Raw genomic sequence first — 14,008 nt, forward strand, 5'->3', positions numbered from 1 at the left:
GCTTTGACTTCTATACTTGTATTTTACATGACCCCTGTCCAGAAGGAAACTTTCGCGCTTGACACGTTCACCTAATTTAAATATTATCTAATTAGATATATATTAAATCAGTTAGTTGAGGAGTTAATCGTCCTATGCAATTAGATAAAATCATCACCTATCACAAAGCACTGTCCGATGCGACGCGTATACGTATGCTCATCTTGTTAGCAGACGGCGAATCCAATGGGCAAGCTCTCGCTGAGAAACTAGGTGTGACGCCTGCAACCGTTACCCACCATGCTTCCAAGCTTCGCGAAGCCAACCTGATTCATGAACGTCGAGACAAAAACACCATTTATTTCGCATTAAATGACGCCTTCATTCGCAGTCATGGTCAAGCGACTGCTGACCTTATTTTTAAAAATAAAAAGGAGGTTCCCGCTGCTATGGATCACACAGACAAAAATTCGAGTCTCAAGCAGTCTGTTCTAAAAAACTTTTTCACAAACGACGGCAAACTCAAACACATTCCTGCGCAGCTTAAGAAGAAGCTTATTGTCCTCGAGCACCTCATTGCTGAACTTGAAAAAGGACGCGCCTACACCGAAAAGGAACTAAACACCATGCTCAAAAACTTTCATCCCGATTTCGCTACCTTACGCCGAGAGTTGATTATGCACCAGTTTATGTTCCGAGAAAGTGAAGTCTACGAGTTGAATCCGAGGGAAATGTGGGCAAAATGGGAGACATTATCGTAGCCATCTTTAACGTCCCTCACAGGCCTTAGATCTCCTCTCCAAAAGTGGACACGTTGCCCAATAATTATGACGTATACGGGACATTCATCCATGCAACCACTAGTTGAATGACATATAGTAATTTTGTGAAGGGAGGGATTGACATGAGTTGTGGTTGCGGTACTGGATCAAGCACTGCTGTAGTCCTCGTTCTATACGTCCTTTTGGTTATCGTTCTTAGTACATTCGGGTTTGGCTGGTAATATAAATAAATAGCATCATGGCGGCTGGGACGTTGGTTTACGTTCTGGCCGCTTACTTTTTCCAGTCCTTTTAGCTATAATTAAATCTTAAGCTATATCATGACATCTACAACCTATTTAGGACGGAGACGAGGTACTGTGTCTAAACCGATTTTGACCATTGTGGTCCCTTGTTATAACGAAGAAGAAGTTCTCCCAGAAACGGTTTTTCAACTCAGCGAGGTCTTAGATGCGCTAATTACAGATGAATTGGTTGCCGAAGGTAGTACGGTCTTGTTTGTAGACGATGGCAGTAAAGATGCAACATGGCCGCTAATTGAGCGTTTCCATCTCGCTAATCCATTCGTAACAGGACTTAAGCTTGCGAAAAATGCCGGTCATCAAAGCGCCCTGCTCGCCGGGCTTATGAAAGCGAAAGCGTATTCCGACTGTGTCGTTTCTATCGATGCTGATCTCCAAGATGATACTGCGGTCATTCGTGAGTTTCTCGTTAAATTCCATGAAGGCTACGACATTGTCTACGGCATTCGTCAGGATCGCTCAGCAGATACGTTGTTCAAGCGTGCTACCGCTCAAGGCTTTTATAAACTCATGACATCATTAGGTGTAAAAATCCATTACAATCATGCGGATTTCCGCTTAATGAGCAAACGCGCCCTTGATAATTTAGAGAAATTTCAAGAGGTTAACTTGTTCCTTCGCGGGTTAGTCCCTTTGCTAGGATTTCCCTCAACTCAGGTCTATTATGACCGAAAAGAACGATTCGCTGGTGAATCCAAATATCCATTGCGTAAAATGCTGGCTTTTGCCTTCGATGGCATTACTTCATTTAGTGTAACTCCGATCCGATTCGTCACGGTGATGGGCTTTGTTCTCTTTGCAATGAGCGTTGTAGCAGCTGTTTATGCGATTGTGGGCAAGTTTTTAGGTGCGAACGTGACGGGGTGGACATCCCTTGTTCTCTCGGTATGGTTCATCGGCGGCGTGCAGCTCCTTGCGCTCGGCTTGATCGGCGAATACATAGGTAAAATTTATAAAGAAGTGAAGCAGCGTCCGCTGTTTGTGATCGAAAAGGAATTAACGGAGCACGCTCTGCAAAATGAAGCTGTCACTTCGCAGGCGGTTAAACCTGTAACTGCAAGGCGGTAATGGGATGACTTTTTCTATAAAAAACTTATTATCAGGCAGCTTCGTGCGCTTCTTACTTGTAGGCGTTTTGAATACGTTGGTTGGCTTGTCCGCCAGCTTTGCTCTCTTTAACTTATTTGATCTTAACTATTGGGTTGCTACATTTGGAGGGAATACGATCGGCGCCGTCGTGAGCTACGTGCTTAATCGTTCGTTTACCTTCCGCTCAAAAGCTAGCATTGGCAGCAGTTGGTGGAAATTCGTCCTGGTGATCCTCGTCTGCTATTTCGTTTCCTATGGAATTAGCTGGCTTCTTGCCGAAGCGCTAGGCTCCTATCTAACGAATGCCCGTACGGGTTGGCTCCATAATGGAGCCATTCTAGTCGGAAATGGAATATACACCATTGCCAATTATGTTGGGCATAAATATTTCACCTTCCGTACTCATGAACCCTCGAGTGACAGGGCATCCTAACACCAAAAAGAGGTGATAGACGATGTCACGAAGACGAAGAAACCGGGCCATGGTGCCCGGATCCGAGCATGGCTTAGGGCTTTTGAAAGCTCACGTCATGCAAAACCAAGGATATGCGGTGAACCCAGAGCGTCCTGATCTTGTGAAATACGAGGTCGCTCGTACGCTCGGCGTTCCCTTGCAGCAAGGCTACAATGGACAACTCAGCTCCGAAGACGCCGGCAGGGTCGGCGGTCCAATCGGAGGTGCGATGGTGAAGGAGCTCGTACGTATGGCGCAGCAGCAGCTAGCGAATGGGCGGTCTCCGCAGCAGTAAGTAAGGCCAGAATGAAGGAGTCAGCCATAATCCGCCTCCTGAGTACATAAACTAGTAGCAAGCTGCTTGCAGCTCTACTTTTAATGGTGAAGTCAGGTGATGATGGCAGATGAATCCTCCAGGCAACCGTTCGTCAAAACCCGATTGGAAGGGACTGTCCGCACAGGCCGGCGATGTGCTTGGCCCCGAGTTCTGGCAGGACATTGCCAGTATTATTCCGCTAACTGGTCCAAGAGTTGATATGTACGAGACGCCACAGGAACTCGTCGTAGTCGCTGAGGTGCCAGGACTGTCATCCCCTGAGAACATTCAGCTATCTTTTCGCGACCAGTCCCTCCTGATCCGAGGCATGCTCGTTCGTCCTTATCAGGTCAGTGACGAGCAAATGCGGCTGTCTGAGCGTTATTTTGGCACATTTGAGCGCGCAATTCGCCTGCCTGGCAGAGCTTTGACCGATCAGATGCGAGCGCAGTATCATAATGGCTTGCTTATCATTCGGATTCCGCTTGCTCCGGAGGGTGGCGAGAAAGTCATCCCCATACAGTTTACGTAACCGAAGAGATTACCTACTCCACTTCATGGGGGCAAGGTGATCTTTTTGTTTTGCAAAAAAAGAAATGATTCTGCGTTTGTCCCCATATAAATAAAGAAAGACCTGGCGAAATTGAGGATTTGGAGGGAATGACGATGGTTCGGATTCAATTTCAATCCATTCATATTGATGACATAACGGAAAATTCCAGCGTGAACAAGGGCAGCAATCGGATTAGCGGAAGGCGGCATTCAGCCAAGACGAATCAAGGGATCGGTGAACTGACAGGTGATCACAATGCGGTGATAGGCGGGAAGCACACGGTCCTAGATAATGATACATTTGATTTTAAACCGAATAAACGAAAGAGCTGACCTTACCTATGTGGTTTCAAAAAAAGAAAGCGCCGCGGCCGCCGTCCGGATCATCTTCCATGCCTTTAGCAGGATCCTCTCTTCTGAGAAACGAGACTGTGTCGTCTTCCCTGCACACGCAAACCGTCCATTTATTAGAGCAGCGGCTGCGGAAGCTCGAAGAACAATTGGCTGACATGTCAGCCAAGCACCCGCGCATTCATATCGATAACCTTCACGTCCATCAGCCTGTGCTTGAAAATTTAACCTTTCGACTCGATCAACTCGATATTAAGGAACTGAGCGGCTCGTTGAATTTAGGGAATAATTTTGGAGCTAAACCGAATGGAAAAGCGCAGGACGAAGCTGTAGATAAAGCTTTTCAGCGTTCTCAGGTGACCAAAGAGTCAAGGCCTGAGAGATCTGCCGACAGTACATCCGTGCATGAGGGTTCAGGACCTGAGCGAACCTCAACCGGCTACCGATACACACCGCCACAGTCGTCAAAAGTGCGAGAATGAGGTGATTTACGGTGTCTTCTTTCATGTCCCCGACTTTTATTATTGGCTCCATCCGCATTGGTTCTGTCGAAAGTGCATCCTGTATCAATATGGGAAATAATTGGCCAACCGATTTTCAAAGCAATCAAAAAACCGTTCAAGGCTTCGGTGCCGTCGAAGGCGATCATAATCAACTGGTCGGTACCCGCTCCATGCTAAACGATTCGGATTTCCTCGATATGCTCAATGTCGGTGATAACGAAACGCCAGAGTGGCTGCAGGAGATGATTACTTCGCAAGCACAGGCGTCGGGCTTCACCGCCGGCACCGCAGCATCAACAGAACAGGCAGATGCATCAACAGATGCTACGACAGATGGAACGACAAAAGCTCCGCAAACGGCCGATTAAGGCTGTTGCGAAGCTTTTTTTTACTTGTTTTTCAAACACGTCCAATAATCAAATCACCCTTGGTATATGGTGCGTCGATGATATCGTTATCGTAAACAGTGTTCACATTGTTCCACACCAAGTTATGTTCACCACTCACTTCACCAAGGCCGCTATTACTTTTACCGCTTGTTGTCCAATTCACCTGAGCATTCGTGCCGATGAATATTCCAGATCCATCAGCTATGGAGTTGACGTGAATCGCATCAAATTGGATCAGCGGCGGGTCTAAAGGTCCAGGCAGATTCAGCATTCCTTGGGCCACCCTTCCGCTAAGCTTGATTCGTTATGGCTGGTTTAAAGTCCTGATCATTAATTGGAGCATCGATAAAGTCATTATCAAAGATGGTATTGACGAAGTTGCAGGCGATCGAATTACCGATGAATTCACCGGTGCCGTAATTGTTTTTACTATGAGAATCCCAGCTGGATTGTGCATTCTCTCCGATCCCGACCGTTGCATTCGTATTCTGATTATTAATATTGATCATGTTAAACACGATGGAACTCGGCATGCTGCTCACTCCCTGTTTGCGGTTAGTTTCAGCGCTTCTACCCTCAATTCGGGGCACCGTCTGTTAACCTGTATGTTAGCCTATTCAGGGGGCTGCCGATTGGTGCGGGCGCCTTCGTTCCCTTTCTAAAACAACAAAAAACTCTTCCCCAAAGGAAAGAGTTTCGATTTCGATCATCCTCAGAACCAGAGTCCTGGACCACCGAAGCCGCCAAAGCCACCGCCATACGGAAAGCCTCCAAAGCCACCGCCAAAGCCTCCACCATAACCAAAGCCACCACCAAAGCCACCATACGCATAAGGTGCAGTACCAATCGCTAACAAATCAAATAAAACCAATGGGATAATCGCTTTGATTTGCACTTTTTTGCCATTTTGTGGAGCTACAATTAATGTGTTACCGCTAATCCGTACTAACTTACCCGTTACTTGTGTGCCGTCTTTCTTAACGGCTAAAATATCTTTTCCGACCAATTTGCGAACGTCTTCTTTACGAATTCTGGATGCCACGAACGTCCACCTCCTTCACGTGAGCAGAGATACATTGCTCTACAGTGTATGGCTATTGGGGTAACATCGCATGGATAGCTGTCCATTTTTATGCAAAAATACGCTCTTGTCCTTGATTTGCTTGCCTAGGCTTGTTCTTCGATGATTAGCTTGGTTAGCGCTTTTTTCGCCGGTCCTTCAATCACATCGCCTTGGAAGGAATATCTGGAACCGTGGCATGGACAATCCCATGTTCGCTCCGCATCGTTCCACTCGACTTCACACCCCAAATGGGTACAAGTTGTATCAACCACGTGAAGCTCACCATTAGGTTCTCGATAAGCGCCGGCTCTCTTGCCATTTACATTGACGACAGATCCCTCATCAGGCGACAGCTCCTCTGGGTGTTTATGCTGCAAATCAAACTTCCCAGCTACAAAATGCTTCGCAACATTCGCGTTCTCCATGACAAATGTCTTGACGCTAGGGTCCGCATGGAAACGATGCGGTGTGAATACGTCTTCGTAGGGACTTTGCTCCCCTAGGATAATCTTCGTATTCAGCATCGCTGCGACCATGCTGTTCGTCATCCCCCATTTGCGATAGCCAGTCGCCATGAGGAGATGAGGAGCATCGGAGAATTGCTGCCCGATATAAGGCATTTTATCTAGCGTGAACACGTCTTGCGCTGACCAACGATACAGAATCTCTTGGAGTCCAAACGTCTCCTCCCCGAACTTCTGTAAATTTTCATAATACTGGTGGGTGCATAGCCCTTGCCCTGTCTTATGCCCCTCGCCGCCTATCAAAACCGCAGGTTCCCCAGCTATGGTGACAGCACGGAGTGAGCGTGACGGCTGCTCCACGTTGATGTACATCCCTCCTGGGAAGGCTGTCTTCGTACGAGTCGCGATCACATAAGATTTCTCCGCATGCAGGCGGGTAAAATAAGCGCCCTTGATATCGTTGAACGGATAATGGGATGCCGTAACGACATAGTCGCAGATGACTTGGTTCCCTTGTTTTGTTTTCACAGTAGAAGGCTTCTCGTGCGTGGCGCCGATGACTGTTGTTCCTTCAAATATTTGCCCACCTAACTGGGTAATCTCCTGAATGAGTCGAATCAGATAGGGCACAGGATTAAATCTAGCCTGCCCTTTCATACGAATAGCTGATTTCGTCGCAAAAGGCAAAGGGTTTGATTCCAAATAATCAGCAGGAATGTTAAGCTTTCCATAAGCCAAATATTCATCTTGTAATTGATTTAAATAAGCTTCGTCACTCGTATACAAATAAGCATCATCTTCTGTGAATTGACACTCGATGCCTAGCTCATTCACCGTCTGTTTGACAAGCGTCAGTGCTTCGTGATTGGCTTCATAATAAAGCCGTGTCTTCTCCTCGCCAAAATGGGACAAAAATTCATGATAAATAAGTCCATGCTGTGTTGTAAGTTTAGCTGTGGTGTGCCCTGTTGTACCTTCTAGAATAGGTCCTGCATTCAGAACGACGACTTTCACACCTCGCTTAGCGAGTAAATATGCAGTCGTAATCCCAGTAATACCAGCGCCAATTATGACGACATCGGTCTTAAGATCAGCCGTCAGGCTAGGAAACTGAGGGATCTTGTCCACAGAGTCGAGCCAGAAGGACTGTGGGAATTGTGGTAAGGTAACCATTTTCATACTCCTTATTTACCAATTTCCACCTATTTTGTCCTCGTAAGTGTGTTAGTATGTATAAACAAACAACATGTTTACTTTAGGAGTGAGAAAATGTCAGATAAAGTGAGTGTGTCACAAGTTAACCTCTTGCCTTGGTCCGAAACGGATCTCGAGCTTCTGCGGCTCATCAATGCGCCTGAGATGATGGTGCATCTGGGAGGGCCGGAAACCGAAGAGCAGCTTCTCATTCGCCACAAACGCTACCTTGAAATTAGCGAAAAAGGGAAAGGCCATATGTTCAGCATCGTTATGCTACCAAACCGAGAAGTCGTGGGCAGTATTGGATACTGGAACAGCCAATGGCAGGGGGAAAACGTGTATGAGGTCGGTTGGAGTGTGCTGTCCCGTTTTCAAGGGCGAGGAATAGCTAGCGCAGCCTTAGAGGCAGCGATTGCCCATGCAAGCTCAGAAGCAAAATTTCGATGGATGCACGCGTTTCCCTCCATTCACAACCCCGCATCAAATGCGGTGTGCCGAAAGCTTCATTTTTCACTGATGCGTGAATGTGAATTTGAGTATCCACCTGGCCATTTCATGCAATGTCATGATTGGCGATTGGAGCTTGCCGGTGCTGAATAAGGGGTAAAAGGGGGAGTTCCGTTGAAATGGAGATTATCAATTTCCTACGTTGGGGTCGTCGCTTCTATAGGTAGCATGCTGCTCTGCTGTTGGTTCCTTTTTTGGAATCCTTATTCAGAAAGTGCAGCAAGTATGAATACAAAGCTAATCCTTCTCGTGATGTTGGTTGCTCCTGCCGGACTAGGGCTGATCGCCTCATTAACAAGGAAGAGGAAGCTGATGTATGCGGCTTTTGTTTGGTCACTTCCCTACGGACTTTACTTGACGGTAGCGAGCGTACCAAGTATCTGGAATTTATTTAGTGTGATGTTGTTGTTATATCTTGTGTCGGCTTTAGGAATGCGAAGACAGCAGTAGCACCGATGGAGTTCTAGTTCTAGTTCCAGTTCCAGTTCCAGTCCCCTCGCCAATCGCAGCAAAAAGCCGCCCTTCCGACTCAACGTCAGAAACAGCGGCTTATTTTTTAGCTTATAATATTTACAACAAATCCACTATGCTTTACGAATTTTCCCAAGCTCCGTTGTAATCGCATCAATCTCGCTTATGCTGAAGCGATCCTTGCTTGCGACCATCTCATAGAGATCCTTCAGATCCTCGTAGACCTCTTCCTTCACGTTGGAGGCTTTAATGGATCCCCCAGTCGCCATGCGTAGCTTCTTCTTAATTTCCTCAAACATAAACTCAACGTTCTCTTCCGACCATATATTCAAATTCATGATAATCATCCTTCCCTCGGTGTCTTTTCATCATTTTAAAGCACAGATAGGGTAATGTAAAATACCGTTTGTTTTATTGGATTAAAAAAGGAAGCAAAGACACAATGTCTCGCTTCCTTCTCACCTCTATATGACGAATGATTTCCGTACATTCGGCCCAACCATTTTGACTAGCGGACGCTGTAATTCTAACGAATCCACATCCAAACTAACACAGATCAAGCGAATATGCTCATCCGCTAATTTACGTGCTTCTTCGTATGACAACTTGAATTGAATACAATAAGAAATAAGACCATGTAAGGACATAAACAAATTCCACGGGAGCGTAAACTTCCGGCTCTCCGCGCCAGGTTGATCAGCTGTGACTTCGCGAATTACGATGGCAAACAAATCCAAGCACTGCGCTTGTTCGGTGCGCGAGTACTGCTGTAGTTCAGGCTCGTTAATCATAAACATCATTTCGTAGTGATTCGGATTGGTTAAACCGAACCAGACGAATTCCATCATTAACTTCTGAAGCAAGTTCACGCTAAACCCATGCTCACGACCAATCATTTCTCGCTGACGCTGCAGCAAGGAGGCGAAATCGTCTTTAATTAGTGCATAAAATAATTCAGCTTTCTCATTAAAATGGTAATATAACGCACCATGACTGTACCCCATTGCTTTAGCAATGCTTCGCATCGTTAAAGCGCGATAGCCGAAAGAAGCGAATAATTCCCGCGCCTCCGTAAGAATTCGTTCTCTGCTAAGCTCTTGCGCGACTGCTTTCCTAGCCATTCCTATCCCTCCGCATCCTCAGCTCATATGAAATTCGTTGTGTCTGTCTTTTTTCAAGAGCCTGCCTATTCCGGCAAGCTCTCATGATCGATGTATTCGTTCTCTCCAGCTACGATCAAGCTTTGACCTTGTGTAACATCAATTGCCCAATTCATGAATGCTTCCGCTTCAGCAGCTAAAGGATAACAAGGAACAGTCACTTTGTCCGTAAACCCGATTTCCCCTAGCAGCATCTTTTGATTTCTCAGTTCATTTTCCAGCTTGCCATACCATGTATAATCGACTTCAATCAGCACGAGCTGATGATTTACTTTATAAATCGGCTTTCCTGCTTCAATGCCTGCCACAGCGCCATCCGTATACGCACGAATGAGACCGCCAGCCCCTAGCATGATGCCACCAAAATAACGAGTAACTACGACAACGGTATTCTTGAGCCCTTGATGCTTCATCACTTCCAGAATCGGCTTCCCTGCTGTTCCGCTAGGTTCACCATCATCGGATTGCTTCTGGATTTGATCCCGCTCGCCAATGATATAAGCACTGCAATTATGCGTAGCCGATCTGTGCTCTTTCTTGATTGCTTCAATAAACTGAATTGCTTCTTCTTCTGACTCTACGGGTTTAGCATGACCGATGAAACGTGACTTCTTGATGATAATCTCAGACGAACCATACGAATGGATTGTTTTGTAATGTGCTAGCATAGCCAACCTTTCTCGGTAGAAGGAAACAACTGTTTCACTATATTCTACACACATGCTTGGACTTCGACAATATGGAAAGAAAATTTACCATCTAAATAATGGAAAATAAGGTGCAAAAAAACGACCTATCCCATAGGATTGATCGTTTTTATTTTGAAATGCTAATTACTGCTGCAAGCGAGCCTCAAGCTCTGCTTTTTCCTTCTCATAGCCAGGCTTGCCTAAGAGGGCAAACATGTTCTTTTTGTACGCTTCAACACCTGGTTGATCGAATGGATTCACACCCAGCAAGTAGCCGCTAATGCCGCATGCTTTTTCAAAGAAGTACACCATGTATCCGAAAGAGTAAGGCGTCATATCAGGCAGCGTTACGATCAGGTTCGGCACTTGACCGTCTGTGTGCGCAAGCATCGTGCCTTGGAAAGCCTTCTTGTTTACAAAGTCCATCGTTTTGCCGCTAAGGAAATTCAGACCATCTAGATCATCTGCATCCGTACCGATTGTGATATGATCTGCCACTTGGTCAACTTGGATTACCGTTTCGAACAAAATGCGGTTACCATCTTGAACGAATTGTCCCATGGAGTGAAGATCCGTTGAGAAGTCTACGGAAGCAGGGTAAATCCCTTTGTAATCCTTCCCTTCACTCTCCCCGAACAATTGCTTCCACCACTCGGAAACGAAGTGCAAGGATGGCTCGTAGTTCACGAGGATCTCAATCGTTTTCCCTTTACGATACAGGGAGTTACGCACTGCCGCGTATTGATAAGCTTGGTTTTCGCTGAGCTTCGGATTAGAGAACTCTTGCTGTGCATCAGCCGCACCTTTCATAATCGCCTCAACATCAATACCAGCTGTAGCAATCGGAAGCAAGCCAACCGCTGTTAGTACGGAATAGCGTCCACCAACATCATCTGGAATCACGAAAGTCTCGTAGCCTTCTGCTGTCGCTAATGTTTTGAGTGCGCCCTTCTCTTGATCCGTTGTTGCATAGATCCGTTTGCGAGCTGCTTCTTTACCATATTTCTTCTCCAATAGTTCGCGGAAAATACGGAAAGCAATCGCTGGTTCTGTTGTTGTACCGGATTTGGAAATGACGTTAACGGAGAAATCTTTACCTTCAAGCAATTGAAGCAAATGCGTGACATATGTCGAAGAGATATTATTTCCTACGAAATAAATCTCAGGTGTTTTACGTTGTTCTTTTGGCAAAATGTTATAAAAAGAATGTGACAACATTTCAAGTGCCGCACGCGCACCTAGATAGGAACCGCCAATACCGATCACAACTAGTGCGTCGGAATCGGATTGAATTTTCTTCGCGGAAGCTTGAATGCGTGCAAACTCTTCACGATTGTAGTTCTCAGGAAGATCCACCCAGCCTAAATAATCAGAGCCTGCGCCTGTCTTGTTATGTAATTGATTATGCGCTAGCTCAACTTGAGCTGACATGTAATCAACCTCGTGCTGGGATAAGAAGGATAATGCCTTACTGTAATCAAAATGTAGCTTTTTACTCAATAGGTTCGCCTCCATCTCTATTTTTCACCTTTTCCTAGCATACTTATTTGCTTGTCTAAAAGCAAGAGAGCGAGCCTATATTCCAAGAGAGCTAACCTATATGCAATGATATTCCACGATGAGTGATCGTGTAAGCGAAAAGACATTTATATCCTACTAAAGTCCCTATAAAGTCATTCACAGGTATTAATTCCCATGATAAAATGAAATCAGAGGTGAGGGACATGAAACGTATCGGCTTTATTGGACTTGGCACAATGGGAAAGCCCATGGCTGCTAACCTTATTCAAAAAGGTTTTATGGTAACTGTGTATAATCGCACTGTTGGAAAAGTGGACGAGCTTGTGCAACTAGGGGCTGAAGCTGGCGATACGCCTGCTGAGGTTGCTCGTAATTCAGATGTCCTATTTACAATGCTCAGCAATGATGCTGCGCTTCTCGAAACATTTTATAGTGAGCAAGGTATTCTGAGCGGAATCCACCCGGCACTCACCATTATTGATTCTAGTACCGTATCTCCCCAAACAAGTCAAAAGCTTGCCGAGGAGCTCGCAGCGCACTTCGTCGACTTCCTTGATGCGCCTGTGACCGGCACGAAGCCTGCTGCTGAAGCAGGTACGCTTACGTTCATGGTCGGCGGCAGCCAAGAAGTATTTGAGGAGCAACTGGATTTGTTCCATGTACTTGGCAGCAAAGCACTTTACCTCGGCCCGAGCGGCTCTGGTTCTTACGCTAAGCTTGCTCACAACACGATGGTAGGCATTAATCTTGCCGGTCTTGCAGAAGGCTTATCCATCGCCACCAAGGCTGGAATTAACCCAGACCAATTCTTAGAAATCGCCCGTTCTGGCGGAGCCAATAGCAAGCAAGTCGAGCTCAAAGGCGAGAAAATTCTTGATCGTGATTTCAGCAATCAATTCTCTTTGAAGCTGATGCTGAAGGATCTGCTGCTCGCCCAAGAGATTACGAATAAATTTCAATTACCGACACCGATGCTGCAATCCGCTACCAATCTATTCCAAATTGGCCTAAGCAAAGGCTTTGGCGAAGAGGATCTCAGCGCTGTTATTAAGTGCTACGAGGAGTGGATGGGGCAGCAGGTCATTAAGCCTCGCGAGCCTGTCGTTGAGGCGGGAAAACCGGCTTCACCGCTATCAGGTCGCGAACGGCGCAAGAAGACGCGAGTGCAGCTGGACATTAACCTCAAGCTGTCCATTTATCAATGGGAGCAAGAAGGTTCATTCTCCGGACAAACCATCGAAGGTACCCTCTTCGATCTATCGGAGAGCGGCTTACAAATCACAACCAATGTGCTGCTAGCGCCAGATATGTTCGTCGTCATTCACTTCCCGCAGGAAGCCGATCTCCCTCCGATCACAGGACGCGTCATTCGCATCGTGACCGAAGGCCGCAGCTTCCGCTATGGCTGTATGCTGTCAGGCTTGCCGCCATACGTGCGGATTAAATTAGAGCAGTATATTGAGGATCATATTGCGAGTGCCGTGTAGGTGCTTCTAATAGAACACCGTGCTTCCTTACAGGGAAGAGGCGGTGTTCTTTGCTGTTTCTAGGATCGGCTGCCGATTACGAACCTGATGGTTCTGCTAGTGAGGCTTGTCCAAGTAGCAAATAAAAAGTTAATAACCATTTCAAAGCCCCTCCCCCTTGCTTCGTAAAACTTGAATCATTTGCTTAACAAATATAGGAAGCGGCAGTCCTAAACGTCCGTAATTTTCCGTAATCGAAATAAATTCGTTTGCCAAATAAAAATAGATCGCGCACGTCATCATCAGGTCTGTATCCATGAGAATATCCATGCGATGCGCTAGGATAATAACAAACAACATCAGCCCTTTTCGCGCAAGGCCCCAAAAACCAAGACTCCTCTGCTCCTTCATCGAGGCGGCAATGCCGGTGACATAATCGACGAGTATCGCCAGGAGGAACAGCCCTATAAGTTCACTCCACCCACCGAAAGCGTAAGTTGCAATTGCACCGAGCGCTTCTATGAATAGGTTAAAACTGATTTCGATCATGCGTTTTTGCTCCTTTCTTTTTTGGAATAGAGCTACTAAACCCTCTAGATCCGATAAATTTTGCTCTTAGTTCACTCCGTTGTTGTTCTATGAAATGTTTTGAAATTCAAAACATTTTTTTCTTATCAAAACGTTTCTTCACTCCTTCCACACGTCCCTTACATCACGCTACGATCTTTTCGGAACGTTCATTGGGGCAGTTTG

Annotated in this window: 20 protein-coding genes; 11 read left to right on the forward strand and 9 right to left on the reverse strand. The window is 46.1% G+C overall.

The genetic code is table 11. The features are described from left to right. Positions 1–134 precede the first annotated feature (134 nt). The 8 genes from AC58UX_RS10625 to AC58UX_RS10660 all read left to right on the forward strand — a co-directional run bounded on the left by AC58UX_RS10625 (position 135) and on the right by AC58UX_RS10660 (position 4,696). Complete coding sequence (locus AC58UX_RS10625) at positions 135–740, forward strand: DUF2087 domain-containing protein (protein ID WP_497252288.1); 606 nt, start codon at positions 135–137, stop codon at positions 738–740. 380 nt (positions 741–1,120) lie between these two features. After that, positions 1,121–2,131, forward strand: coding sequence for a glycosyltransferase family 2 protein (locus AC58UX_RS10630; protein ID WP_497252290.1), 1,011 nt, complete (start codon positions 1,121–1,123; stop codon positions 2,129–2,131). Between the two features lie 4 nt (positions 2,132–2,135). Next, a complete protein-coding gene (locus tag AC58UX_RS10635; protein WP_497252292.1) occupies positions 2,136–2,585 on the forward strand; it encodes a GtrA family protein in 450 nt (149 codons plus the stop codon). A 22-nt stretch (positions 2,586–2,607) separates the two neighbouring features. Beyond that, a complete protein-coding gene (locus AC58UX_RS10640; RefSeq protein WP_497252294.1) occupies positions 2,608–2,901 on the forward strand; it encodes an alpha/beta-type small acid-soluble spore protein in 294 nt (97 codons plus the stop codon). Positions 2,902–3,010: 109 nt separating this feature from the next. After that, positions 3,011–3,454: an Hsp20/alpha crystallin family protein gene (locus tag AC58UX_RS10645; protein WP_441988858.1), complete on the forward strand. Its 444-nt coding sequence runs from the start codon at positions 3,011–3,013 to the stop codon at positions 3,452–3,454. Positions 3,455–3,588: 134 nt separating this feature from the next. Next, positions 3,589–3,807: a hypothetical protein gene (locus AC58UX_RS10650; protein WP_497252296.1), complete on the forward strand. Its 219-nt coding sequence runs from the start codon at positions 3,589–3,591 to the stop codon at positions 3,805–3,807. Between the two features lie 8 nt (positions 3,808–3,815). Further along, the gene (locus AC58UX_RS10655; protein ID WP_497252298.1) at positions 3,816–4,307 is read left to right on the forward strand and encodes a hypothetical protein; all 492 of its coding nucleotides are present in this window, start codon (positions 3,816–3,818) and stop codon (positions 4,305–4,307) included. 23 nt (positions 4,308–4,330) lie between these two features. Then, positions 4,331–4,696: a hypothetical protein gene (locus AC58UX_RS10660; RefSeq protein ID WP_497252300.1), complete on the forward strand. Its 366-nt coding sequence runs from the start codon at positions 4,331–4,333 to the stop codon at positions 4,694–4,696. A 31-nt stretch (positions 4,697–4,727) separates the two neighbouring features. Here AC58UX_RS10660 and AC58UX_RS10665 read toward each other — a convergent pair whose 3' ends face one another. The 4 genes from AC58UX_RS10665 to AC58UX_RS10680 form a co-directional block, all read right to left on the reverse strand. Next, positions 4,728–4,988, reverse strand: coding sequence for a hypothetical protein (locus AC58UX_RS10665; protein WP_497252302.1), 261 nt, complete (start codon positions 4,986–4,988; stop codon positions 4,728–4,730). Between the two features lie 19 nt (positions 4,989–5,007). After that, positions 5,008–5,250 carry a spore germination protein gene (locus AC58UX_RS10670; protein ID WP_497252304.1) on the reverse strand — a complete coding sequence of 81 codons (243 nt, stop codon included), beginning with the start codon at positions 5,248–5,250 and terminating at the stop codon, positions 5,008–5,010. Between the two features lie 179 nt (positions 5,251–5,429). Further along, on the reverse strand, positions 5,430–5,759 hold the full coding sequence (locus AC58UX_RS10675; RefSeq protein WP_497252306.1) for a hypothetical protein: 330 nt from the start codon (positions 5,757–5,759) through the stop codon (positions 5,430–5,432). 125 nt (positions 5,760–5,884) lie between these two features. Then, the gene (locus tag AC58UX_RS10680) at positions 5,885–7,423 is read right to left on the reverse strand and encodes an FAD-dependent oxidoreductase (RefSeq protein ID WP_497252308.1); all 1,539 of its coding nucleotides are present in this window, start codon (positions 7,421–7,423) and stop codon (positions 5,885–5,887) included. A gap of 90 nt (positions 7,424–7,513) precedes the next feature. Between AC58UX_RS10680 and AC58UX_RS10685 the strand changes: the two genes are divergently transcribed. Next, positions 7,514–8,041: a GNAT family N-acetyltransferase gene (locus AC58UX_RS10685; protein ID WP_497252310.1), complete on the forward strand. Its 528-nt coding sequence runs from the start codon at positions 7,514–7,516 to the stop codon at positions 8,039–8,041. A 21-nt stretch (positions 8,042–8,062) separates the two neighbouring features. Continuing rightward, entirely contained in the window at positions 8,063–8,398 is a 336-nt protein-coding gene (locus tag AC58UX_RS10690) for a hypothetical protein (protein ID WP_497252312.1), read from the forward strand. Between the two features lie 134 nt (positions 8,399–8,532). Here the strand turns inward: AC58UX_RS10690 and AC58UX_RS10695 are convergent, their stop codons facing one another. From AC58UX_RS10695 to AC58UX_RS10710, 4 genes are all read right to left on the reverse strand, one after another. Then, positions 8,533–8,757 (reverse strand): DUF1128 domain-containing protein, encoded by a 225-nt coding sequence (locus AC58UX_RS10695; RefSeq protein ID WP_497252314.1) that lies wholly within the window; start codon positions 8,755–8,757, stop codon positions 8,533–8,535. Between the two features lie 126 nt (positions 8,758–8,883). Continuing rightward, positions 8,884–9,540: a TetR/AcrR family transcriptional regulator gene (locus AC58UX_RS10700; RefSeq protein ID WP_497252316.1), complete on the reverse strand. Its 657-nt coding sequence runs from the start codon at positions 9,538–9,540 to the stop codon at positions 8,884–8,886. Positions 9,541–9,605: 65 nt separating this feature from the next. Continuing rightward, on the reverse strand, positions 9,606–10,247 hold the full coding sequence (locus AC58UX_RS10705) for a YigZ family protein (protein ID WP_497252318.1): 642 nt from the start codon (positions 10,245–10,247) through the stop codon (positions 9,606–9,608). A 165-nt stretch (positions 10,248–10,412) separates the two neighbouring features. Beyond that, positions 10,413–11,768: a glucose-6-phosphate isomerase gene (locus tag AC58UX_RS10710; protein ID WP_497252320.1), complete on the reverse strand. Its 1,356-nt coding sequence runs from the start codon at positions 11,766–11,768 to the stop codon at positions 10,413–10,415. A gap of 203 nt (positions 11,769–11,971) precedes the next feature. Here AC58UX_RS10710 and AC58UX_RS10715 point away from each other — a divergent pair, with 203 nt between their 5' ends. After that, a complete protein-coding gene (locus AC58UX_RS10715) occupies positions 11,972–13,276 on the forward strand; it encodes an NAD(P)-binding domain-containing protein (RefSeq protein ID WP_497252322.1) in 1,305 nt (434 codons plus the stop codon). 141 nt (positions 13,277–13,417) lie between these two features. Here AC58UX_RS10715 and AC58UX_RS10720 read toward each other — a convergent pair whose 3' ends face one another. Beyond that, entirely contained in the window at positions 13,418–13,804 is a 387-nt protein-coding gene (locus tag AC58UX_RS10720; protein ID WP_497252324.1) for a phage holin family protein, read from the reverse strand. Positions 13,805–14,008 lie beyond the last annotated feature (204 nt).

The organism is Paenibacillus sp. J22P90, from assembly GCF_059692195.1.